Source organism: Geobacter sp., assembly GCA_009684525.1.
Classification (GTDB): Bacteria; Desulfobacterota; Desulfuromonadia; order Geobacterales; family DSM-12255; genus Geoanaerobacter.
The window spans coordinates 1-21,953 of the sequence record WKKR01000002.1 but is presented as its reverse complement, the minus strand read 5'-3'; the positions used below and the strand labels follow the sequence as shown (position 1 = coordinate 21,953).

Sequence of the window (21,953 nt, the reverse complement as noted above, 5' to 3'; positions counted from 1 at the left end):
AGGCTGCTGTCAGGTCAGAAGTTCGGCTGCCCCGGAGAGGGCGTCTTGCAGCCGTTCGGGCTGGCTGCCGCCGGCCTGGGCCAGTTCGGGTTTGCCGCCGCCACTGCCGCCGATGAGGGGGGCGAGCTGGCGGATGAGGTCGCCGGCCTTGTAGCGGCCGGTCAGGTCCTTGGTGACCGCCACCAGGAGATGGGCCTTGCCGTCGGTTTCGGCACCCAGGACGACGATCCCCGAACCGATGCGGTCCTTCAGGGTATCGGAGAGTTCCCGCAGCCCCTTGGCGTCGGCCACGGAGACCTTGGTGGCAAGGAGCTTGATGCCGGCAACCTCCTGCACGCCTGCCAGCAGATCGGCCGACTGGGCGGCATTGAGCCTCCCCTGCAGGGTTTCGAGCTCGCGCTGCAGCTCTTTCTGGCGGGCCAGCATCTTTTCCAGCTTCTCCAGGGGGTCGCTCCCCTCGGACTTGAGCAGGGAGGCGACGCGACGCTGCCCCTCCTCGATCTCCTGGACGTAGCGGAGCGCGCCGTTGCCGGTGAGCGCCTCGATCCGGCGGACCCCGGCGGCGATCCCGGTTTCGGTGACGATCTTGAAGAAGCCGATATCCCCGGCTGCCCTGACGTGGGTGCCGCCGCAGAGTTCGGCGCTCACCTCGCCGACGCGGACGACCCGCACCCGGTCGCCGTATTTCTCGCCGAACAGGGCCGTGGCGCCGCTGCTCATGGCATCGGCCGCATTCATCTCGCTGGCCATGACATCGGTGTTGTCCATGATATAGCCGTTGACCAGCTCCTCGACCCGGACCAGTTCATCGGCGGTCACCGCGGTGTAGTGGGTGAAGTCGAAGCGGAGCCGCTCCGGGGTCACCAGTGAGCCGGCCTGCTTGACGTGATCACCGAGCACCTGGCGGAGTGCCGACTGCAGCAGGTGGGTCGCCGTGTGGTTGCGGGCAGTGGCGTTTCGCTCGCAGGACTCCACCTTCAGGTCGGCGGCATCCCCCCGGCGCAGCACCCCTTCCTGCACCACGGCATGGTGCACGGTCAGGTCGGGGAAGGGCTTGCTGGACATCCGCACCTGCAGGTGGGCCGCTCCGGTGGAAATGGAACCGGTATCGCCGGCCTGGCCGCCGGACTCGCCATAGAACGGGGTGGTGTCGGTGATGACCTCCACCTCGTCGCCTGCCGCGGCTTCCTGCACCAGCTGGCCCGCCTTGAGGATGGCAACGACCGTGCCGTAGGCCGCTTTTTCGTCGTACCCCACGAAACGGCTGCGCATCCCCTGGTGGTGGAGGGTCTTGAAGATGGCGGCAATCCCCTCTTCGCCGGAGCCTTTCCAGTGCTCCCTGGCCTGCTCCCGCTGCCGCTCCATGCACGCCTCGAAACCCGGCTCGTCCAGGGTGAACCCTTCGGCGGCCACGATGTCGGCGGTGAGATCGACCGGGAAGCCGAAGGTGTCGTAGAGGCGGAACACGATCTCGCCGGGCACCACCCGCTCTCCCCGGTTCTTGAGGGTTGCCACCTCGTCGTTGAGGATGGCCAGGCCCCGGTCGAGGGTCTCGGCAAAGCGCTCCTCCTCGGCCCGGATCACCTTCTTGACGTACTCTTCGCGCTCCAGCAGTTCGGGGAAGGCATCGCCCATGAAGCTGTTCACCGCATCGACGGCGCGGTAGAGGACCGGATCGGCAAAGCCGAGCATCTTGGCGTGTCGTGCGGCCCGGCGCATGATCCGGCGCAGTACGTAGCCCCTTCCCTCATTGGAGGGGAGGACGCCGTCGCAGATCAGGAAGGTGACCGCCCGGGCATGGTCGGCGATGACCCGCATGGAGACGTCGTCCCTGTCGTTGGTGCGGTAGCGCTTGCCGGAAAGCTTTTCGATATGCTTGATGATCCCCTGCAAAAGATCGGTGTCGTAGTTGGACTTCACCCCCTGCATGACGGTGCAGATCCGCTCCAGGCCCATGCCGGTATCGACGGCCGGCTTGGGAAGCGGGGTCAGGGTGCCGTCGCTGGAGCGGTCGAACTGCATGAAGACGTTGTTCCAGATCTCCATGTAGCGGTCGCAGTCGCAGCCGACGGCGCAGTCCGGGCTGCCGCAGCCGACCTCGGGGCCGTTGTCCCAGAAGATCTCGCTGCAGGGTCCGCAGGGGCCGGTATCCCCCATGGACCAGAAATTGTCCTTCTCGCCGAAACGGTAGATCCGTTCGCGCGGGACCCCCTCCTGGTTGTGCCAGATATCGGCAGCTTCGTCGTCGTCGGTGTAGACCGTGACGTAGAGGCGGTTCTTGTCGAGCTTCAGTTCTTTGGTGAGGAACTCCCAGGCAAAGGCGATGGCCTCTTTCTTGAAATAATCGCCAAAGGAGAAGTTGCCGAGCATCTCGAAAAAGGTATGGTGCCGGGCGGTCCGGCCGACGTTTTCCAGGTCGTTATGCTTGCCGCCGGCCCTGACGCATTTCTGGGACGAACAGGCCCGCACGTAGTCACGCTTTTCCAGGCCGAGGAAGCAGTCCTTGAACTGGTTCATGCCGGCATTGGTGAAGAGGAGGGTCGGGTCGTTGTGGGGGATGAGGCTGGAGCTGGCGACCACGGTATGGCCCCGCTCGTTGAAAAAGGTCAGGAAGCGTGCTCTGAGTTCTGTGCCTGTCATGAAAACCTCTTCATAGGATGGATGCATCGTCGGATGCAGATATTGTGGGGTTCAGCCGGTCTCCGTTCCCGCACGGAGCAGCGAGATGATCGCGGCCGTGGAAAAACCGCGGCGCTGGAGATAGCCGAAGATCCGCCTCCGCTCGCGGTCCGATGCGGTCAGCGGGTCAAAGGCCGGCATCTTGCGCGCTACCAGCTCGCGAAGCGCCGCATGTTCATCGATCTCCGTCGTTGCCCTGGCAGACACCTCGGCAGCCAGCTCGCTGGCGATGCCCCGGCGCTGCAGTTCCATCCGGAGCCGGGGGCCGAAACTCCGTCCGCTGGTCAGCGCCGCCTCCACCCATCGTTCGGCGAAACGACGGTCGTTCAGGAAGCCCGATTCCGTCAGGCGGTCGAGGAGTGCCTGCACGATTTCATCCTGAAAGCCGCGCTGGAGCAGTTTGCGCCGCAGCTCGGCCGCCGAATGGTCGCGGCGGGCCAAAAGCCGGTAGGCGCAGTCGCGTGCAGCAGCGGCAGGGTCTCTCTCTTCGTGCGACGGGCCGGTTTGCCGGTTTTGCCGGGCCGGTGGCGCGTCCCCGCGCGGCATCCGTCCCGCCATCAATACTTCTCGATCTTCAGCGGTTCCTCTTCGGCGACAGGTTCGTCGTGATGATCCTGTTCCTTGGCGAACTGGTCCCAGGTGGCGTTTGAGGTGGAGGAGATGCCGGAGACCTTGAGCGCGAAGTCGTCGGGGTTGGAGGACTGGCGGACCGCCTCCTCGTACGTGATGAGCTTGCCGGAGAAGAGCTTCATCAGCGACTGGTCGAAAGACTGCATGCCATAGGAGATGACCCCCTGGGCAATGGCCTCGGGGATCTGCTTGGTCTTCAGTTCGTCGTCGATGCATTCGCGGATGCGCGCCGTGCCGATCATGACCTCCACCGCCGGGACCCTTCCCTTGCCGTCAGCACGGGGGACCAGGCGCTGGGAGATGACCCCCTTGATGACCGAGGAGAGCTGTGTCCTGACCTGACGCTGATGGTAGGGGGGAAAGACCGAGATGATCCGGTTGATGGTCTCGGTGGCGTCCAGGGTGTGCAGGGTGGACATGACCAGGTGCCCGGTCTCTGCGGCGGCCATGGCGGTCTCGATGGTCTCCAGGTCGCGCATCTCTCCCACCAGGATGACGTCGGGGTCCTGGCGCAGGGCGCTTTTCAGGGCCGTGCCGAAGGAGGCGGTGTCGAACCCGACCTCGCGCTGGCTGATGATGCTCTTGCGGTCGCGGTGCAGGAACTCCACCGGGTCCTCGATGGTGATGATGTTCGCGGTCCTGTTGTCGTTGATGTAGTCGATCATGGCTGCCAGGGTCGACGACTTGCCGCTGCCGGTGGTCCCGGTCACCAGGATCAGGCCGCGCTCTTCCGCGGCGATCTTCTTGAGCACCGGCGGGAGGTTGAGCGCCTCCAGGGAGGGGATGGTGAAGGGGATGGTCCTGAAAACCATGGCCACCGATCCCCGCTGGGAATAGGCGCTGACCCGGAAGCGGCCGAGGCCGGGCACCCCGTAGGCCAGGTCGGCCTCGTAGTGCTCGGTGAACTGCTTCTTCTGCCGTTCGTTCATGATCCCCATGGCGAGGGTCGAGATCATGTCGGGGGTAAGGCGCGTAGTGTTGGGGATCGGATGCAGCTTGCCGTCAATCCGGACAATGGGGAACTGGCCGCTCTTCAGGTGGATGTCGGAACCCCGCGCCTTGACCGCTATGCTAAGAATGTCGTTCAATTCCATGGCTTACCCCCTGGAAGGCTGGCTCATCAGGACTACAGGCCGATCTGGCTCCGCAGGTCGGTTTCGATCTGGGCCACGAGTTCCGGGTGTTCCTTCAGGTAGATGCGGGAATTCTCGCGCCCCTGACCGATCCGGTCCTTGCCATGGGAGAACCAGGCGCCGCTCTTTTCGATCAGCCCGCGATCCACGGCCAGGTCGAGCAGATCCCCTTCCTTGGAGATCCCCTCGCCGTAGAGGATGTCGAATTCGACCTCCTTGAAGGGGGGGGCCACCTTGTTCTTCACCACCTTGACCCTGGTCCGCGAGCCGATGACATCGTTGCCCTGCTTGAGGCTGGCGATCTTGCGGATGTCCATCCTGACCGAGGCGTAGAACTTGAGTGCGTTGCCGCCGGTGGTGGTTTCGGGGTTGCCGAACATGACGCCGATCTTCATCCGGATCTGGTTGATGAAGATGACGCAGCAGTTGGATTTGGAGATGATGGCGGTCAGCTTCCGGAGGGCCTGGGACATGAGCCGGGCCTGGAGACCCATGTGCGAGTCGCCCATGTCTCCCTCGATCTCCGCCTTGGGGACCAGGGCCGCCACCGAATCGATGACCAGCACGTCGATGGCGCCGCTTCTGACCAGCATCTCCGAGATTTCCAGGGCCTGCTCGCCGGTATCGGGCTGGGATACCAGCAGGTCGTCGGTCTTGACGCCGAGCTTGCGGGCATAGCCGATGTCCAGGGCGTGCTCGGCATCGATGAATGCGGCGATGCCGCCCAGTTTCTGTGCCTCGGCAACGATATGGAGGGCGAGGGTGGTCTTGCCCGACGACTCCGGGCCGAAGACCTCGACCACGCGGCCGCGGGGAACGCCGCCGACGCCGAGGGCCAGGTCCAGCGACAGGGAGCCGGTGGATATGGCGGCAATGTCGGGCAGAGGCTCGTCATTGCCCAGGCGCATGATGGCGCCCTTGCCGAACTGTTTTTCTATCTGGCTAAGCGCCAGGTCTATCGCTTTTTCACGGTCGCTCATCTGCACGGTCTCCATTGGGTGATCGGTTGGACCTCATGACATCAGTGCAAGAGGGTCGGTTGCTGTCGAACGGCCGGTGGTCGGAATACCGGCAGCATTGAAGGTTGATAGCATAGGTGCCACGCCTTTTTCAAGCTCTCTTTGGCGGCGGAACCGGGATGTCGCGGGTCAGGGCACGAGCTGCGGGGGGGCGGGACCCTCCTGCTCCGTACCGCTTTCCCCCTGCATGAAGGGGAAGGCCGGCTGCTGTTCCGCCTCTTCCGTGGGGAGCAGCACGAAAAACGAGCTGCCGGGATTCTCGTCAAGGTCCTGGCAGGGGCTCTCTACCCATACCATGCCACCATGGGCCTCCACCATCCCCTTGACGATGGTCAGCCCGAGGCCGGGACCTTTTCCCTGGAACTTGCCGCGGCCGCTGGAGTGATGGCGGATATCCCCCACGCCGTAAAATTTGTCGAAGATGTTCAGGTGCTCATCGGTGTTGATGCCGATGCCGCTGTCCCTGATCTCCACCTCGATGAAACGGGTCGTGCCCATCCGGTCGAAAAAGCCGGCACTGAACTGGGCCAGGATTTCTTGCTTCCCGGCAAGCTCGATCTGGTCGATCAGCCGTGCCGCTATCAGGATCTGGCCGCCGTCCCTGGAGAACTTGATGGCGTTCTCCAGGAGCTGGCTGAACACCTCTTCCAGGTATTCCCTGTCGGCGGCAAAGCTGGGGATCTGCTCCAGGTCCCTGAATGCCAGCTTCTGCTCCCGTTCGCCCAAGAGCGGGAGAAAGTGGCTGCGGAGCGTTTCCAGGAGCTCGTCGAGCCGGAGCGTCGCCTTGCTCAGGGTGAGCGATTTCGCCTCCAGGCGCGCCACCTTCAGCAGGTTGGAGACGATATCGTTGAGCCGAGCCCCCCCCTCGTGGATGATGGAGAGAAGACGGCGTTCCTCCTCGGATCGGGGGGTGCGGGAGGCGAGCAGGAAGTCGGTCCCCCCCATGATGCTGGTGAGGGGGGTGCGGAATTCGTGGGAGATCACGCCGAGGAAGTGGTTCTTCATCCGGTCCAGTCGCTCCAGTTCCTTGTTCGCCCGTTCGACCAGCGCCAGGTTCATCTTGAGGCGCTTCTGGGAGAGGGCCAGCTGGTGGCTGCTCTTTTCCAGAAGGCTGTAGGAGCGGAGCAGCTCGTCGGTCTTCCAGGTGAGCTCGGCAAAGATCCGGGCATGCTCGATGACGATGCCGATCTGGTGGCCGATGGTGGCGAAGAAGCGGATCTCTTCCGGGGTATAGGTGCGGTCTGCCGTGTGGAGGATGTGGAGAACGCCGATCACCTTCTGCTTGGCAAAGAGCGGCACCCCGGCCAGGGTGCGCCAGCCGTCCTCGGTGGCATTCACGACAACCGGGCAGGTGCGGGGGTGCGGCACCGCGAGCGAGTGGCAGCAGTAGCGTTCGTCCGATGAGCAGGCGAGCCGTTCCAGCCGGCAGGTGAGGGTCTCCCGGAGATTGCTCTGGGTGGCCAGGGTCATGCCGGTGCCGTCGTGCTGCTGGAGGTGGATGACCCCTGCCTCGGCAGTGAAGACCTCCATGGTTTCGGTGAGGATGGCTGCCAGCACCGTTTCCAGCTGCAGGCTCTCGTTGGCGCGGCCGATGATGGCGTTCAGGATGGAGAGCTCCCGGTTGCGCTGCTTGATCTCCCGTTCCGCCCTCTGCTTGAAGGTGATGTCGCGCAGGGTGACGTGGACCAGCTTTTCGTCGTCCAGGTCGATGAGCCTCGCCTCAACCTCGCCCAGAAAATCCTCGCCGTCCTTGCGGCGGAAGGAGAGCGATTCCGCCCGGCCGCGACCGCGCCGCTTGACCCGGCGGACAAGGTCGCTGAAGCGCCGCCGGTCCGGGGCAGGGGTGAGGTCCTTGCCGGTCAGCGAGAGCATCTCTTCCTTGGTGTAGCCGAACAGCTCGGTACCCTTGCGGTTTACCTCCTGGAGGCCGCCCGTTTCGGCATTGAAGACGAAGATGGCATTACCCGCCCCTTCCAGCAGGCTTTTGTAGCGCCGCGCCGTCTTGTCGACCTCGCGCTTCATCTCGACCAGCCGCTTGAGTGCCGCGGTCTCTTCTTTTTCGAGCAGGAGACGGCTCTTCCGGGCCAGTCGCTGCTGCACGGAGAAAAACGTCCCGACAAGCGCCAGACCGGGCCAGAGAAGCAGTCCGGGCAGCTCCGTCACGCCGAGGAGTGCGGCTGCCAGAAGCCCCAGCAGAATCCCCATCCCCCAGGTCATGCCCTGAACGAGTCTGTCCATCTGGGCAGGGGTCATGGTCGGCTCCTCCCCCGGTCATCTGCATCGCTGGCCAACAGGTGGCGGCGGAGCCAGTTGAGGGCATGGTAGGTCGTGGCAATCCGGACCTGTTCCCGGCTCCCGGAGAGATGGAGTTCCCTGACCCGGCAGCCGTTATGATCGCAGAGGGAGAGGAATACCGTTCCCACCGGCTTGTCGTCGGTCCCCCCTGTGGGGCCGGCAATGCCGGTGACCGCGAGCGCCAGGTCGCTGGCAACGGTGCGGCGGACCCCCTCGGCCATGGCCGCGGCGACTTCTTCGCTGACGGCGCCGTGCCGTTCGATCAGCTCGGCGGGAACCCCGAGCAGTCGGTTCTTGGCGTCGTTGGCATAGGCGACCACGCCGGCCCGCATGTAGGAAGAGCTGCCGGAGATGTCGGTGAGATGTTTTGCCAGGAGCCCGCCGCTGCACGATTCCGCAACGGCGACGGTCAGCCCGCGCTCGTCCAGGAGCCGCGCCACGACGGTTTCCATGGTGTCGTGGTCTTCGGCAACGATGGCGTCTCTCAGTCGGCTGCGTACCATTTCCGCTGCCGTATCCAGCGCGGCTGCCCCGGATTCCGGGCTGGCAGTAAGGCGCAGCCTGACCTGTATCAGCGGGAACTGGACGCAGTAGGCGATCCTGATCCCGTCCAGGGCGAGATCGCTCAGGAGCTGCCCGACCTGGGCCTCGGAGATGCCGAACACCGTCAGGACCCTGGTGCGCAGGAGCATGGGGATTCCGGCCCGTTCCCGCACGGCCGGGATCACGCTTTCCTCCACCATGGGGCGCATCTCGGACGGCACGCCGGGGAGAACATAGAGATGGCAGCTGCCGAGGAGGGTCCGGAAGCCGCAGGCCGTGCCGGTGGGGTTGGGGATGACGGTTGCCCGCGAGGGGAGAAATGCCTGCTTTTCGTTCTGGGGAAAGAGTTCCCTGCCGCGGGAGCGGAAAAAGGCGACGAGATGCGCGTGAGCGGTTTCGTTGCGCACCAGGCTGTCTCCCGTGGCTGCTGCCGCTGCTTCGGCAGTCACGTCGTCGCTGGTCGGACCGAGACCGCCGGTGGCGATGATGGTGTCGTGGTCGTTCGCCAGTGTGGCCAGGGCGTCGGCAATCGCAGTCAGCTGGTCGCCGACGGTCATCTGGCGATTGACCTCCAGGCCGCAATCGTAGAGCCTGGCGGCGATCTGCGCCGCATTGGTGTCCACGGTCTCGCCGCAGAGGAGTTCATCTCCTATGGAGAGCAGGGCGATCTTCACGATTTCGGACTACCTGCCGTCTCCCGCTCGATGATGCGGTAGACCTCTTGCAGCGGGAGGCCGGCTTCTGCAGCCAGGCGGCGGCACTCATCAAATTCCGGAGCGATGCGATTGCTTCCGTCGAGGCCGGTGATGACCTTGACCCGGACCGTCCCCAGCGAGGTGGCGCGCTCTTCGTTGGCCCGTGCCAGGGTCATCCGTTCCACCGGGTAATAGCGCAGGCCGATGGCGGTGGTCTCGGTGAGGATCAGCCGGCCGAGGCGGTCCAGCCCTTTGCGCGGGGTGATGACCGTCAGCTTCGTGCCCGGCCGGTTCTTTTTCATCTGCAGCGGCGAGAATGCCACGTCCAGGGCACCTTCGGCAAAGAGGCGCTCCATGACGAAGCCGAGCACCTCCGGGTTCATGTCGTCCAGGTGGGTTTCCACCACCATGATCTCGTCGTCAGTCGTTGTGGCCTCGCCCAGGACGGCCCGGAGCAGGTTGGGGCGTTCGGGGCAGTCCCGGCTGCCCGCGCCATGCCCGACGGCGGTGATGCGCATGGCCGGGGCCTTGCCGGTTGCCGTGGCCAGGGAGGCGACAATGGCGGCGCCGGTCGGGGTGACCCATTCGCCGGGGAGGGGGTCGTCGGCTACCTGCAGCCCCCGCATCAGCTCGGCGGTTGCCGGCGCCGGGATCGGCAGGCGTCCGTGGGCGGTCTCGACCCAGCCCCTGCCATAGGGGAGGGCCGACGCGTACAGCTCGACAACGTCCAGGGCGTCCAGGCAGATGGCGGTGCCGACGATGTCGACGATGGAGTCGATGGCGCCGACCTCGTGGAAGTGGACCTGTTCCAGCGGGACGCCGTGGACCAGCGCCTCTGCTTCGGCGAGCCGCCTGAAGATCCGCTGGCTCCGCTCCTTTACCGGGGCGGCAAGGTTGCTGGCATCGATCAGGGCGACAATGTCGGGATAGTAGCGGTGGTGATGATGCTCGTGGAAGCTGACGTCGAAGCGGGTGGCGGCGATCCCGCCGCGGCTGGTCCGCTCGGTGCCGATGGCGAAGCTCGCAGGCGGCAGGGAAAGGGTCTTGAGGCCGTCGCTCACCATTTGCAGGGGAGCCCCCAGGTCGATCAGGGCTGCGACGGTCATGTCTCCCGCAATGCCTGCAGAGCAGTCGAGATAGAGAATGTTCATGTTGAAACCGGTCCCGTGGATGCGAGAGAAGCTCAAGATGCAGGTTGCGCGGGGAGTCGGGCGCCAGGTTTACTTGAGTGCTACGTTGAGCGCTGCACAAGGGGCACGGCGCTGCAGATGAACTGTCTACGCATCCGTCAACGATTCATGAGACTGGCTGCGTAGCCTGCCCCGAATCCGTTATCGATGTTCACTACCGTTACCCCGGCGGCACAGGAGTTGAGCATGCCGAGAAGTGCCGCAATCCCCCCGAAGGAGGCGCCATAGCCGACCGACGTGGGGACCGCGATGACCGGCCGATCCACCAGACCGCCAACCACCGAGGGGAGCGCCCCCTCCATCCCTGCCACGACGATCAGGACCGTTGCCGTGGAGAGAAGCTCCCGGCGGGCCAGCAGGCGGTGAATCCCCGCTACCCCCACGTCGTAGAGGTGTTCGACCTTGTTCCCCATCAACTGGGCCGTCAGCATTGCTTCCGCCGCCACCGGGATGTCGGAGGTCCCGGCCGAGATCACCAGGATGGTCCCCTTGCCGTGGATCTCCACGGGGTTGGCTTCGACGGTCAGGCAGCGGGCGTCCTGGTGATGGCTGGCCGTGGGAAAGTGCTCGCGCAGCGTCCGGGCCTTTTCGTCGTCGATGCGGGTCACCAGGATGTTGTTTCCCTTGGCGAAGAGGGCGGTCATGATCCGTTCGATCTGGCCGACGCTCTTCCCTTCGCCGAAGATCACCTCCGGGCACCCCTGCCGGAGTTCCCGGTGGTGGTCCACATTGGCAAAGCCTAAGTCCTCGAAGGGGAGGTGGCGAAGCCGCTCGATGGCCGCATCGATCGCGACGTCGCCGTCACGGAGTTCTGTCAGGAGCTGTTTCAGGTCTTTAACGTTCATGGTGTACTGATCCAATCATAATAACGGCTTGAAATTGTACCATGCAGGCGGGAAAAGAAAAGGAAAAACAGAGCAAAGCGTTTGACCCCCGGCTATGACCCTGTTATCTTTTGGGCAACGATTCCATCAGACGTTCCGGGAGGGGCCTGTGCTCATTGTCATGCACCACAAAGCGGGGAGCAAGCAGATCGAGGCGGTTGTCAAGGCGGTGGCGGTATTGGGGCTCACCGCGGCACCCATTCCCGGCAGCGAACGGACCGCAATCGGCGTTCTCGGCAACAAGGGGTATGTGGACGACTCCACCATCCGCGACCTGCCGGGGGTGCAGGAGGTGATCCACGTCTCCAAGCCGTACAAGCTGGTTTCCCGCGACTTTCACCCGCGCAACACGGTGGTGCGGGTCGGTGACGTGGAGATCGGCGAGGGGCGCTGCCCGGTGGTGGTTGCCGGCCCCTGCGCGGTGGAGAGCGAAGAGCAGATCGTGAAGACCGCCAAGGCGGTGAAGAAGGCCGGAGCCCTTCTCCTGCGCGGCGGCGCCTTCAAGCCGCGAACCGGTCCCCACACCTTCCAGGGGTTGCGCGAGGAGGGGCTGCTCCTCCTTGCCAAGGCCGGCAGGATGACCGGGCTTCCCATCGTCACCGAGGTGATGAGCCCGGATACGGTGGGGCTGGTGGCCGAACATGCCGACCTGCTCCAGGTGGGTGCCCGCAACATGCAGAATTTCGACCTTCTGCGCGAGCTGGGACGGATCAGAAAGCCGGTCCTGCTGAAGCGGGGGATGAGCGCCACCCTGGAGGAATTCCTTGCCGCGGCCGAGTATATCCTTGACGAGGGGAATCACAACGTCATCCTCTGCGAGCGGGGGATCAGGACCTTTGAGACCGCGACCCGCAATACCCTCGACCTGTCGGTGGTGCCGCTGGCCAAGGAGCTGTCGCACCTTCCGATCATGGTGGACCCGTCCCATGCCACCGGCAAGCGGTCCCTGGTTTCCCCCATGGCAAAGGCCGCGCTGGTTGCCGGTGCGCACGGCGTCCTGGTCGAGGTCCATCCCGAGCCGGAAAAGGCCCTCTCTGACGGCCCCCAGTCGCTCACCTTTGCCGGTTTCGAGCGGCTCATGGAGGAGGTCCGAAGGCTCAACGCCTTCCTGGGATTTCCCGAAAAAGCCACTTGATTTCCTGACTTGCCACAGGTAGAATGAGCACAGTCTAAGGTTCTCTCTACCATGTGCGTGAGGCTGAAAAGCCCAGGCGGAATGCTCAAACAACGGGAGCCTTTTAGGCCGCGGTGTGCTGCCCCTCGCGGGATTTGCCTGAAGCGGTACAAAGGAGCCCACTTTTAAGGGAACTCGCTGTGAGGCCCCTGAGCCAACGGCATGGTGGAGAGATAGCACAACGGGGAGGCTTTTAACGGGCCTCCCCTTTTTCATATGTCCCTCAATCCGTGACAGATGCCGGGTCGACGAAGCGACTGTGCCCGAGAGCCAGCCGCTGTAGGCGAATTGGAGCGTCAACCGGCCTGCCTGTCTGAGCCCGTAAGGGTGAGTTGCGGGCCGGTAGCGGAATGAGCCGTACAGCGGCGGTTCGAGCGGCACGCGGAGCGTAGCGGCACGGCAGTCGTCACGGATTCACAATGTCTGGAGGTTCGCTATGCGTCTGTTCCCGTGGCTTTTCCTGATGGCATCCCTCTTGGTAGCCGTCCCTGCTTTCGGGGTGCAGGCCCGCAAAGGGGCGTCGGTCGGAAAGCCGGTGCCGCAGGTATCGGCACTGAAGGCCGGTGCCGGATTGCGCGATCGTCTCAGGGACGGCAGCGAAGGGCCCGAGCTGGTGGTCGTCGCGGCGGGCAGCTTCCGGATGGGCGCCGTGCACGGAGGTGGGGACAGCGACGAAAAACCGGTGCACCAGGTGACCATCCCCAGCGCCTTTGCCATCGGCCGCTTTGAGGTGACCTTTGCCGAGTATGACCGCTTCTGCGTGGCAACGGGACGGGAAAAGCCGAAGGATGGCCGCCGCTACATCCCCTTCTCCAACTGGGGACGCGACCGGAGGCCGGTCATGAACGTTACCTGGGATGATGCCATTGCCTACACCCGCTGGCTCTCCGAGCAGACCGGCCATCGCTACCGCCTCCCCAGCGAAGCCGAGTGGGAATATGCCGCCAAGGCCGGCAGCGAGGACCGATTCTGGTGGGGATTCAATGCGGGGGAAAAGCGGGCCAACTGCAAGGGGTGTGGCAGCGAGTGGGACGGCAAGAAGACGGCGCCGGTCGGGTCTTTTGCCCCCAGCCCCTTTGGCCTGTACGACACTGCGGGCAATGTCTGGGAATGGTGCCAGGACCGCTGGCACGAAACCTACGAAGGGGCGCCGGCCGACGGCCGGGCCTGGGAAACCGGCGACGACCCGCGCCGGGTCCAGCGCGGCGGCTCGTTCGGCAGCAAGCCGCGCTATATCCGCTCATCGGCCCGTGGACGCGGCAAACCGACCGATCGCTACGTCTATCTCGGTTTCCGGGTGGTGCGGGAGCTGGGACCGGTCAGTCGATAAAATCGCTCTCCATCAGTTCCATCAGCCCTTCGGGGGTGAATGGGAAGGTTGAGACCTGTTCCCTCCCCTGCCGGTTCTGCCAGGTCCAGCGGATCACCTCGTCGTCCCCTTCCCGCTCCCTGCTCAGCCGGTCCGGGTTCAGGCTGATGAACACCTGCCACATCTCCTCCAGGGTCAAAAGCTCGAAGCCGACCAGATCTCCGACCTTGTCCCCCTTGGCCAGAAAGCCGTCGATCAGCTCGTAATCGATGAGGGCCGCATCTTCCCCCCACCACTTGATGAAGCGGTGTGCCGGCTGTCGCCTGGTGCCGATGATCTCCTTCATCTCCGCGTGGTTCATGGCCCCTCCTGTCGATCTGAATGACGATTTTCTCACAGTATAGCTGCCAGCTAGCGGCCTGCAAGCAGGGATGCTCAATCAGTCAGGTTCTCGCCCGTACGTCGGGTGTCGCCGGAGATCCAGCGGCAGCAGAGAAAACAGAACGAGGCGGCAACGGTGATAGCCACGGGGGTGATCAGGAGGGCACTGCGCAGGCCGAAGGCATCGGACAGCCTGCCGATAATGGCAGGAGAGATGGCGTCTCCCAGGGCATGGATGATGAAGATATTGACGGCAAAGGCCATGGCCCGCATGCCCGGCGGCGAGACATTGACGATGACCGTGTTGAGTGGCCCGGTATTGAGAAAGAGGAAGAATTCGGCCAGGAAGATGGCGCCGAGGCAGATGGCCAGGTTGTGGGTGGCGATGGCCGCTGCGGTTATGGGCGCGCCCAGGATGAAGCCCCAGCCGGAAACGAGCAGGTAGCCGCTCGACCGCCGGGCCTGGATGCGGTCGCCGAGCCAGCCGCCGGTCAGGGTGCCGGCGATCCCGGCCAGCACGGTAATCCCGCCGAAAAGGGTGTTCCCCCTGGCCACATCGAGGCCGTGGACCCGGTTGAGGAACGACGGCACCCACTGGGCCAGCCCGCCCAGGGCAAAGGTCATGGCGGCCATGGCCAGCGTGGCGGTGAGAAACGAGCGGTTGCGCAACAGCGCACGGTAGTTGCGGTCGGACGAACGGTCGCTGGTCGCGGCAGCTAAGCGGACGGGCTCGCGCAGCCTGGAAAGGGGGAGGGCCAGCAGCAGCCCCGGAATGCCGGCCAAAAGGAACGCCTTCTGCCATCCCAGGTGCTGGCCGACAACGCCGCCAAACAGGTAGCCGAGGGCGCTGCCGACGGGGATCGCCAGGTAGAAGTAAGCCAGTGCCCGGCCCCGGCGTTCAAGGGGGAAAAAATCGGCCAGGAGTCCCGGCGAGACCGTGCCGAAGCTCGCCTCGCCGATCCCCACGGCGCTGCGGGCAGCGAGCAGCGTGGCGTAGCTCCGGGCGAAGCCGGCCCCCGCCGTTGCCAGGCTCCAGGCCACCAGCCCGCCCGCAGCGAGCCGGACCCGGCTGCCCCGGTCGCCGATCCAGCCGAACAGCGGCGCCGTCACCATGTAGCAGAGCATGAAGGCGCTCCCCAAAAGCCCCAGTGCGGTGTCGGACAGCTGCAGGTCGGCCTTGATCAGGGGGAAGACGGCATAGAGCACCTGGCGATCGATATAGTTGAGCAGGTTGACGGCCAGGAGGATCGCCAGGGCCAGCCTGCGGCCGGGGATCGGTGCATTCGGGTTCATAGGGGCAGACCAGGTCCTTGTGGATAGGGTCGGAGGTCGGCTGCAGTGCAGCGGTCCGGGCTCTGCTCAGAGGCATGCCCTTGCTTCGGACTGCATACTGTGCAGGAAAACAGGCTGCATTTCAAGATCTGATCTCATTACGGTATCAGCCTCTCGCGATACGCTTTGAAATCGGTCATTTGCCGTTGAGGATGCCTTCGATCGTCTCGTCCACCGATTCCATGGACGGCACTGTTGACGGCGATACGCCGGGGGGCAGCACGTCCTCTTTGCCCTGCCTCCCGGAACGGGATGAGAGCGATGTCGCAAGATCCGCACTCGCTTCGAGGAACATTCCCCGCAACACATCATTGTGGTGCGCATGTCGCCGGTCGATCGCACACTGCCGGTCGAAACCGCAACCCGCAGCGTAGCCCCCCTCTGCGGCATCCTCCCTCGCTACGGACTTTTCCCAGAAAATCTGTCCATCCCTGCCGACTCTTGCATTCAGGCTGACGGAAAACCGGACCGGATCGGAGCTGCCGGGGAGAGGCACATCCGCTTTCGTGACGGTCCCCGCGACGATCACCTCGTCGTTCGCCCCTTCCGAAAGGTCAAAAACGAACCTGACCTCCCGGAATTCGCCCGAGGCTTTTAATTCGTCGGCAAATGCCTTTCCCCACTGATTGGGCGGAAAGGCGCCGATCCCGTAGTCGATGCCGGTTTTCGCGAGGTTGACGTATCCTCCCTTGGATGAATTGTGTCTCGTGTATTCCCCGGTGCCATCTGCGAAGGCAAGGACCGCCACCTTCACGGGAAGTTTCCGCGCGCTCCCCCCTGGCATGGAGGGTTTGTAGACAAACGACGGGTTAATTCCGCACCCCGCAAGCGATGCGAGCACCAGGGCCATAATCAGAAACCGCCGCATAGCTGCTCCTGTCCGAAAGATTTTTGGGTGACGGATTTACCGTTACTCGTAATGCGTCCAGATACGAATAACTTTTGCGGTACGGTTCTCCTCCAGTACTTGTTAAACCGGTCTCTGTTTATGAGTGTACGCGCCATACAGCTTCGTTCGGTCCTGGTCATGGCTCCTCCCTTCCGGAATGCAGCAGGAGCGAGTGTAATCGGATGCCCCGGCCAGGGCAAGGGGAAATATCGGCGGGCGAGGCGGGGGCGGTACGGTCCTTCGCCTGTAATTTTTACCAGTTGAAGTCCCCTTTCCGGCTTCAGGGTGTAAAATGATGGTAAAGAGTAAGTGAAACGGGGGGCTGATAATCATGGATATGAAAAACAATCAAGAACCCCATGAAAACAAGGCTGAAACAAAACAGGAGCGGGTGATGCGCCGGGTGAGTTCATGGCGTTTTCTGGCCAGCCTGGTGGCAGTCGGCGTCGTTGCCGGGGGCATCTGGTGGTGGTATGCATCCGGCTGGGAGAGCACCGACGATGCCCAGATCGACGGACACATCAACCCTGTCAGCGCCCGCATCAGCGGCCAGGTCACCACCGTGAACTTCGAGGATAACCAGGTGGTCAAGGCGGGCGCACTCCTGGTTCAGATCGACCGGACCGATTACCAGGTGGCCCTGGGCCGGGCTGAGGCCATGTACGCCAATGCCCTGGCAGCAGCCAAGGCTGCCAGGGTGTCGGTTCCGATTACCGCCACCACCACAGCGAGCCAACTGGCGACGGCCCGAGCGAAGATGGAGCATGCCAGGGCCGGCGTCACGGCCGCAGAGCGGCAACTGGAGGTGAGCCGGGCCCAGCTCCGGGAAGCGGAGGCCGGCAATACCCGCGATCAGGCCGACCTTGGCCGGTACAAAACGCTCTTTGGCAGCGGAGTGGTGTCGCTCCAGGATTACGACCAGGCAGTGGCCAGGGCCACGGAATCAGCGGCAACGGTGGATGCGGGCAAGGCAACCCTCAAGGCGGTGACCCAGCAGGTGGCCCAGGCCAGGGACACCCTGACCCAGGCCGAGGCTGACCTCCGGACCGCCCTGACGGCGCCGCAGCAGGTGGTTGTTTCCCGGGCCCGGGAGGAGAGTGCGGAGGCCGCTGTCAAACAGGCCAAGTCGGCATTGGAACAGGCCCGTCTCAACCTTGGCTATACCAGCATCATGGCGCCGGTGGACGGTGTGGTGGGCAAAAAAGCGGTGGAAAAGGGGCAATACGTCCAGCCGGGGCAGCAGCTCTTCGTCATCGTGCCGCTGAACGACATCTGGGTCACTGCCAACTTCAAGGAAAACCAGCTCAGGCGTATGCGGTCCGGACAGCCGGCCCGCATAAGCGTGGATGCCTACAACAGGACCTATGCCGGCCATGTGACGAGCATCGGCGGCGCCAGCGGCTCCCGCTTTTCCCTCTTTCCCCCTGAAAACGCCACCGGCAACTACGTGAAGGTGGTGCAGCGCATCCCGGTGCGGATCGATCTGGACCGGGGGCAGGACCGCGAGCATCTCCTGCGGCCGGGGATGTCGGTGGTGCCGCGGGTGCGGGTGCGATGAACGGCGCGGCTCAAGAGTGGCGGCCGGCCGCCAACCCCTGGATTATTGCCAGTGCCGTGATGCTGGCCACCTTTATGGAGGTGTTGGACACCACGATCGTGTCAGTGGCGCTCCCCCATGTGGCCGGCAGCCTATCCGCTTCCACCGATGAAGCCACCTGGACCCTCACCAGCTACCTGGTTTCCAATGCCATCATCCTGCCGGCCAGCGGCTGGCTCGCCCGGCGCTTTGGGCGCAAACGCTTCCTTTTGGCCTGTATCGTCCTCTTCACCTGTTCATCCCTGGTCTGCGGCTTGGCCACCTCTCTCGGCATGCTGGTGCTTGCCAGGGTCGTGCAGGGGATCGGCGGCGGTGCCCTCCAGCCGATCTCCCAGGCCATCCTTCTGGAAAGCTTTCCCCCGGAGAAACGGGGCATGGCCATGGCCGCCTTTGCCCTGGGGGTGGTGGTGGCACCGATTCTGGGACCGACTCTGGGGGGGTGGCTCACGGACAACTACAGCTGGCGCTGGGCCTTTTACATCAATATTCCGGTGGGAGTCCTGGCGGTTGTCATGATCAATGCCGTGGTGGAGGATCCACCGTATATCCTGGAGGGGCGCCCGGGCAGGATCGACATTATCGGCTTCGGCCTGATGGCCGTGGCCCTGGCTGCCCTGCAGATCATTCTCGACCGGGGGCAACAGGACGACTGGTTCAGCGCCGACTGGGTCCGTTGGTTCGCCGCCATCAGCATCCTGTCATTGATCGCCTTTCTCGTCCGGGAACTGACGGTTGCGGAACCGGTGGTCAACCTCCGAGTGCTGCGTGACCGGAACTTTGCGGTGGGGGTCGTGCTGATCACCATGGTGGGGGTGGCCCTGTACAGCGCCATCACCCTGCTGCCGATCTTTCTCCAGACCTTGATGGGCTATTCGGCCCTCCAGAGCGGCATGGCGGTAAGCCCCCGAGGCGCCGGGGCGCTCATGACCATGCCGCTGGTCGGCTACCTCTCCGACAGGGTCGATTTTCGCAAGCTCATCTTCACCGGATTCGTCATCGTCGCCGCATCCCTCTGGTGGCTGGGCGCCATCAACCTGGAGATCGCCATGAGCACCATTGTCTGGCCGAGTGTCTTCACCGGTGTGGGGCTGGCCATGATCTTCGTGCCGCTCTCGGCCGTGGCCATGGGCACCCTCCCCCAGGCAGAGATAGGTAACGCCAGCGGAATCTTCAACCTGATGCGCAATGTGGGGGGGAGTGTCGGCATCTCCGCGGTCACCACCATGCTGATCCGGGATGCCCAGGCTCACCAGGCATACATGGTGGCGCACCTGACACCCGGCGATATTGCCTTTGGCCTTCGCACTCAATCGCTGTTCCGTTTTCTGGAGGGACAGTTCGGCCCGGTGGATGCGGTTCACCGGGCAGAGGCGCTGGTATACGGCGAACTGCAGCGTCAGGCGGGTCTCTGGGCCTTTGTCAACAATTTCCGGCTGTTGGCGTTGATCTGCCTGGTCTGCGCCGGTTCGGTCGTGCTGTTCAAGAAAGTGCGGAGAAGAAAACCGATGCCGATGCACTGACGGAGCAGCGGCCGGATCGCCTTAACCAGCGGCGTGCCCCGTTGCATCCGCTGAATGGGATGGATCTAGCCTTCTCGGCTCATTTTTTCGCGGCGTTCGACTTCTGCCGGGGTGGGTGGGTCCATGGCGAAATCCCCGGTCTTTACTGCACCGTTGCGTACATATTGCGCTATCAGGATGCCATTGGGCGACGTTCGGCTGGCAATCAGCCGAAACGCCGCTGCTCTTGAGCCGACGCCGAACAACTTCTTGCCCTGCCCGAGGACGATCGGGAATGTAAAAAGGTTGATCTGATCGACGAGATCATGCGCAAGCAGCGTTTGGAGCAGGTCGGTGCTGCCTTGAGTAAGAAGCGGTGGCCCCTCCTCCTGTTTCAGCCTGGCCACATCCGTCGCTGCCTCACCGAGGGGAAGCGAGTCCTTCCACGTCAGATCCAGGCCCTTCCGGGTCGCAACATACTTCGTGACCGAATTGAACGTCCTGGCGATGGAATCGTCGGGCCCACCCTCGGCATAGGGCCAGTGCGCCGCGAAGATCTCGTAGGTCTTCCGGCCGAGCAGGAGATCGAAGGGCTCACTGAACATCTTGCCGATCTCTTCGCCGAACACGGCGTCCACCAGTGGCGCTACCCAGCCGCCGTGGTTGAATCCCATGGTAGGGTCTTCAAGGGGGCCGCCGGGCGCCTGCATGACGCCGTCCAAAGAAACCATTGCTCCGATAATAACTTTTCTCACAAATTACCCTCCTCTCTTGCCTCATAGTGTAAGGCAAAATGGGCATAAGGGGGCTGCGCTTCACCTGACCGGCGGTTTCTTGCCCGGGCAAGGTCTGAGCGCATGTTAGGCTGTTTTTTCTGTAAACTCATACCAATAGGAAGCAACAATGCCGTAGATAAAGTTCAAGCCAATGACTACCACAGGTGTCAGTGTGCCGAAGCCAATACCGAGAAGCCCTTTACCCATACTTGGCAAGACCATGAAAAGCATCATTGCCGAGGGCAACAGGCTGAAGAGGCATCCACGAAGAACAGGTCGCTTTTTCCATAACGGCAAAAGAAGCAAAAGCATCCAAATGCCACCCCAGATCATTCGTTGATAGAGCCAGGGGGCGGTAAATTCCGGCTTCATACTGACCCCTAGCAGATCACTGATTCCGACCTTTCCCAAAATTGTGATGTTGACACTATCGACAAGCCCGCCAATGGCACCGCCGGTAAACGCCCCACTGATTTTTCGAATCATGATTATGACCTCACACTGTTTATAAATGCACGCAATAGGGGGCAGGTATCAACAATCAACAACTCTGCGTCAACAGCCTTTTGAGCAAATTAGGGAAACTCCCTTTTCAGGGTGACCCTGGCGCCCGCGGTAACGACCAGTTGTATCTTGACGCCAACAATCGCAGGATAATAACTGTTGAGGCTGAAAGCAGCGCTATAAAGTCTGGCGGCATTGCAGTCAGTTGCAGCAAGTAAAGCAAGGCTCCACCGGCAAGACAGGCAGAAGCATATACCTCCCTCTGCAGAACCATTGGCACTTTAGCTGAAAGCAGGTCACGGAGCATTCCTCCAGCTGTAGCAGTCATCACTCCCATCATAACAGCGCCGAAAAACCCCAACCTATATTCAATGGCCTTGTAGGTACCGATCACCACAAAAGTGCCTAGTCCGAAAGCATCGAAATAGGTTAATGGATGGGTGAGGAATTCCAGGTGGTGGTGAAAGATAAATACCAATATGGAAACTGCGACCGAAAGGTAGAGGTATGTCTCGTCCTTAAAGATAAAAGGCGGGTTGTCGCCCAGCAATAGATCACGCAGCGTACCGCCGCCAGTAGCGGTAACAAGACCCAGTACCAGGACACCAAAGATATCCATGTCTCGGCGAATCCCGGCCAGAGCCCCTGATGCGGCAAAAGCAGCAGTTCCCAAAAGGTCAAAGGTATAGAGCAAAGTCATACAAACGCGCTCCGTAGGTTTGTATAGAATTTTGGGACGCGGGGGGACGCGGGGACAGTATATAAAACTATTTTCCCCTTGGTTTCGGTCCTCTCTTCGCCGGCCGAAGCAGGCGCTCCAGCTCTCCCTCCAAGCGCTCGACAAACGATACTTCCCCAAGCGGCCGGCCGCTACGCTCGTGTTTCTTCAGCAAGGCCAGCTCCTCTTCATCCGTCAGACCCAGGAATCCCTTCCAGTCACTTACAATGTCCAACAGCGGCTTGACCTTTACGAGCTGATCATCGTTCCCGGCAAGATGGGCAGCGGCACTGCTCCAGCGATACTCTCCGGGAAGGGCGACCTTGTCGGCAGCAACGGGATTCATTTCCACATAGCGGGCAGCGGCGAGCAAATATCTTTCGTCCATGGGAAACGATGCGAAACGTTCCTGCCAGAGATGCCCGCGCCATTTCTCCCGGAAATTGATCCTTCTGGTGTATCGGCGGTGAGCTTCGCCAATCGCTCGCGCCAGCCCTTCTTCCGTTTCGGGAACGGCAATGAGATGAACATGATTCGGCATCAGGCAATAAGCCCAGATCTGAACCTGATATTTGCCGCACCATTCGGCCATTAACTCCAGATAGGCCTGATAATCATCATCACAAAAAAAGGTCTGTTGGCGACGATTGCCGCGTTGCGTGACGTGGTGCGGAAGTCCGGGAACTATTACTCGTGCGATGCGTGC

Annotated in this window: 19 protein-coding genes and 1 other RNA gene; 5 read left to right on the top strand and 15 right to left on the bottom strand. The window is 62.8% G+C overall.

Features of this window, described 5'->3' with window-relative positions:
• Positions 1-9: 9 nt before the first annotated feature.
• The 8 genes from alaS to larB all read right to left on the bottom strand — a co-directional run bounded on the left by alaS (position 10) and on the right by larB (position 11,029).
• Positions 10-2,640: an alanine--tRNA ligase gene (gene alaS, locus GJT30_06415; protein MSM39236.1), complete on the bottom strand. Its 2,631-nt coding sequence runs from the start codon at positions 2,638-2,640 to the stop codon at positions 10-12.
• A gap of 51 nt (positions 2,641-2,691) precedes the next feature.
• Positions 2,692-3,225, bottom strand: coding sequence for a regulatory protein RecX (locus GJT30_06410; GenBank protein ID MSM39235.1), 534 nt, complete (start codon positions 3,223-3,225; stop codon positions 2,692-2,694).
• Positions 3,226-3,236: 11 nt separating this feature from the next.
• Positions 3,237-4,403: a PilT/PilU family type 4a pilus ATPase gene (locus GJT30_06405; protein ID MSM39234.1), complete on the bottom strand. Its 1,167-nt coding sequence runs from the start codon at positions 4,401-4,403 to the stop codon at positions 3,237-3,239.
• Positions 4,404-4,435: 32 nt separating this feature from the next.
• On the bottom strand, positions 4,436-5,422 hold the full coding sequence (recA, locus tag GJT30_06400) for a recombinase RecA (GenBank protein MSM39233.1): 987 nt from the start codon (positions 5,420-5,422) through the stop codon (positions 4,436-4,438).
• Between the two features lie 168 nt (positions 5,423-5,590).
• Positions 5,591-7,714, bottom strand: coding sequence for a PAS domain S-box protein (locus GJT30_06395; protein ID MSM39232.1), 2,124 nt, complete (start codon positions 7,712-7,714; stop codon positions 5,591-5,593).
• A complete protein-coding gene (locus tag GJT30_06390; protein MSM39231.1) occupies positions 7,711-8,973 on the bottom strand; it encodes a competence/damage-inducible protein A in 1,263 nt (420 codons plus the stop codon). The genes GJT30_06395 and GJT30_06390 overlap by 4 nt, the downstream gene beginning before the upstream one ends.
• Complete coding sequence (gene larC / locus GJT30_06385; protein MSM39230.1) at positions 8,970-10,145, bottom strand: nickel pincer cofactor biosynthesis protein LarC; 1,176 nt, start codon at positions 10,143-10,145, stop codon at positions 8,970-8,972. Before larC ends, GJT30_06390 begins: the two co-directional genes overlap by 4 nt.
• 137 nt (positions 10,146-10,282) lie before the next feature.
• On the bottom strand, positions 10,283-11,029 hold the full coding sequence (gene larB / locus GJT30_06380; protein ID MSM39229.1) for a nickel pincer cofactor biosynthesis protein LarB: 747 nt from the start codon (positions 11,027-11,029) through the stop codon (positions 10,283-10,285).
• 148 nt (positions 11,030-11,177) lie between these two features.
• Here larB and aroF point away from each other — a divergent pair, with 148 nt between their 5' ends.
• From aroF to GJT30_06365, 3 genes are all read left to right on the top strand, one after another.
• Complete coding sequence (aroF, locus tag GJT30_06375) at positions 11,178-12,203, top strand: 3-deoxy-7-phosphoheptulonate synthase (GenBank protein ID MSM39228.1); 1,026 nt, start codon at positions 11,178-11,180, stop codon at positions 12,201-12,203.
• 40 nt (positions 12,204-12,243) lie between these two features.
• A non-coding RNA gene (gene ssrS / locus GJT30_06370) (6S RNA) lies at positions 12,244-12,418 on the top strand.
• A 287-nt stretch (positions 12,419-12,705) separates the two neighbouring features.
• Positions 12,706-13,572 (top strand): SUMF1/EgtB/PvdO family nonheme iron enzyme, encoded by an 867-nt coding sequence (locus GJT30_06365; GenBank protein ID MSM39227.1) that lies wholly within the window; start codon positions 12,706-12,708, stop codon positions 13,570-13,572.
• On the opposite strand, the gene GJT30_06360 is transcribed toward GJT30_06365, so the two are convergent.
• The 3 genes from GJT30_06360 to GJT30_06350 all read right to left on the bottom strand — a co-directional run bounded on the left by GJT30_06360 (position 13,562) and on the right by GJT30_06350 (position 16,132).
• Positions 13,562-13,912 (bottom strand): hypothetical protein, encoded by a 351-nt coding sequence (locus tag GJT30_06360; protein ID MSM39226.1) that lies wholly within the window; start codon positions 13,910-13,912, stop codon positions 13,562-13,564. The two genes, GJT30_06365 and GJT30_06360, sit on opposite strands and share 11 nt — an antisense overlap.
• Positions 13,913-13,986: 74 nt before the next feature.
• Entirely contained in the window at positions 13,987-15,225 is a 1,239-nt protein-coding gene (locus tag GJT30_06355; protein MSM39225.1) for an MFS transporter, read from the bottom strand.
• 175 nt (positions 15,226-15,400) lie between these two features.
• The gene (locus GJT30_06350) at positions 15,401-16,132 is read right to left on the bottom strand and encodes a hypothetical protein (GenBank protein ID MSM39224.1); all 732 of its coding nucleotides are present in this window, start codon (positions 16,130-16,132) and stop codon (positions 15,401-15,403) included.
• A 352-nt stretch (positions 16,133-16,484) separates the two neighbouring features.
• Between GJT30_06350 and GJT30_06345 the strand changes: the two genes are divergently transcribed.
• Positions 16,485-17,711, top strand: coding sequence for an HlyD family efflux transporter periplasmic adaptor subunit (locus tag GJT30_06345; GenBank protein MSM39223.1), 1,227 nt, complete (start codon positions 16,485-16,487; stop codon positions 17,709-17,711).
• Positions 17,708-19,270, top strand: a complete 1,563-nt coding sequence (locus GJT30_06340) for a DHA2 family efflux MFS transporter permease subunit (GenBank protein ID MSM39222.1) — start codon at positions 17,708-17,710, stop codon at positions 19,268-19,270. Before GJT30_06345 ends, GJT30_06340 begins: the two co-directional genes overlap by 4 nt.
• Positions 19,271-19,335: 65 nt before the next feature.
• Here the strand turns inward: GJT30_06340 and GJT30_06335 are convergent, their stop codons facing one another.
• The 4 genes from GJT30_06335 to GJT30_06320 all read right to left on the bottom strand — a co-directional run.
• Positions 19,336-20,004 (bottom strand): deaminase, encoded by a 669-nt coding sequence (locus GJT30_06335; protein MSM39221.1) that lies wholly within the window; start codon positions 20,002-20,004, stop codon positions 19,336-19,338.
• Positions 20,005-20,109: 105 nt separating this feature from the next.
• Positions 20,110-20,511 (bottom strand): hypothetical protein, encoded by a 402-nt coding sequence (locus tag GJT30_06330; GenBank protein MSM39220.1) that lies wholly within the window; start codon positions 20,509-20,511, stop codon positions 20,110-20,112.
• A gap of 106 nt (positions 20,512-20,617) precedes the next feature.
• Entirely contained in the window at positions 20,618-21,229 is a 612-nt protein-coding gene (locus GJT30_06325) for a trimeric intracellular cation channel family protein (GenBank protein MSM39219.1), read from the bottom strand.
• A gap of 67 nt (positions 21,230-21,296) precedes the next feature.
• A partial coding sequence (locus tag GJT30_06320) for a transposase (GenBank protein MSM39218.1) occupies positions 21,297-21,953 on the bottom strand: 657 nt, incomplete at its 5' end.

Coding starts and splice junctions, on each gene's coding strand:
- alaS (MSM39236.1), bottom strand. CDS start 2,640: ATGACAGGCACAGAACTCAGAGCACGCTTCCTGACCTTTTTCAACGAG.
- GJT30_06410 (MSM39235.1), bottom strand. CDS start 3,225: ATGCCGCGCGGGGACGCGCCACCGGCCCGGCAAAACCGGCAAACCGGC.
- GJT30_06405 (MSM39234.1), bottom strand. CDS start 4,403: ATGGAATTGAACGACATTCTTAGCATAGCGGTCAAGGCGCGGGGTTCC.
- recA (MSM39233.1), bottom strand. CDS start 5,422: ATGAGCGACCGTGAAAAAGCGATAGACCTGGCGCTTAGCCAGATAGAA.
- GJT30_06395 (MSM39232.1), bottom strand. CDS start 7,714: ATGACCCCTGCCCAGATGGACAGACTCGTTCAGGGCATGACCTGGGGG.
- larC (MSM39230.1), bottom strand. CDS start 10,145: ATGAACATTCTCTATCTCGACTGCTCTGCAGGCATTGCGGGAGACATG.
- larB (MSM39229.1), bottom strand. CDS start 11,029: ATGAACGTTAAAGACCTGAAACAGCTCCTGACAGAACTCCGTGACGGC.
- GJT30_06365 (MSM39227.1), top strand. CDS start 12,706: ATGGCATCCCTCTTGGTAGCCGTCCCTGCTTTCGGGGTGCAGGCCCGC.
- GJT30_06360 (MSM39226.1), bottom strand. CDS start 13,912: ATGAACCACGCGGAGATGAAGGAGATCATCGGCACCAGGCGACAGCCG.
- GJT30_06355 (MSM39225.1), bottom strand. CDS start 15,225: ATGAACCCGAATGCACCGATCCCCGGCCGCAGGCTGGCCCTGGCGATC.
- GJT30_06350 (MSM39224.1), bottom strand. CDS start 16,132: ATGCGGCGGTTTCTGATTATGGCCCTGGTGCTCGCATCGCTTGCGGGG.
- GJT30_06345 (MSM39223.1), top strand. CDS start 16,485: ATGGATATGAAAAACAATCAAGAACCCCATGAAAACAAGGCTGAAACA.
- GJT30_06340 (MSM39222.1), top strand. CDS start 17,708: ATGAACGGCGCGGCTCAAGAGTGGCGGCCGGCCGCCAACCCCTGGATT.
- GJT30_06330 (MSM39220.1), bottom strand. CDS start 20,511: ATGATTCGAAAAATCAGTGGGGCGTTTACCGGCGGTGCCATTGGCGGG.
- GJT30_06325 (MSM39219.1), bottom strand. CDS start 21,229: ATGACTTTGCTCTATACCTTTGACCTTTTGGGAACTGCTGCTTTTGCC.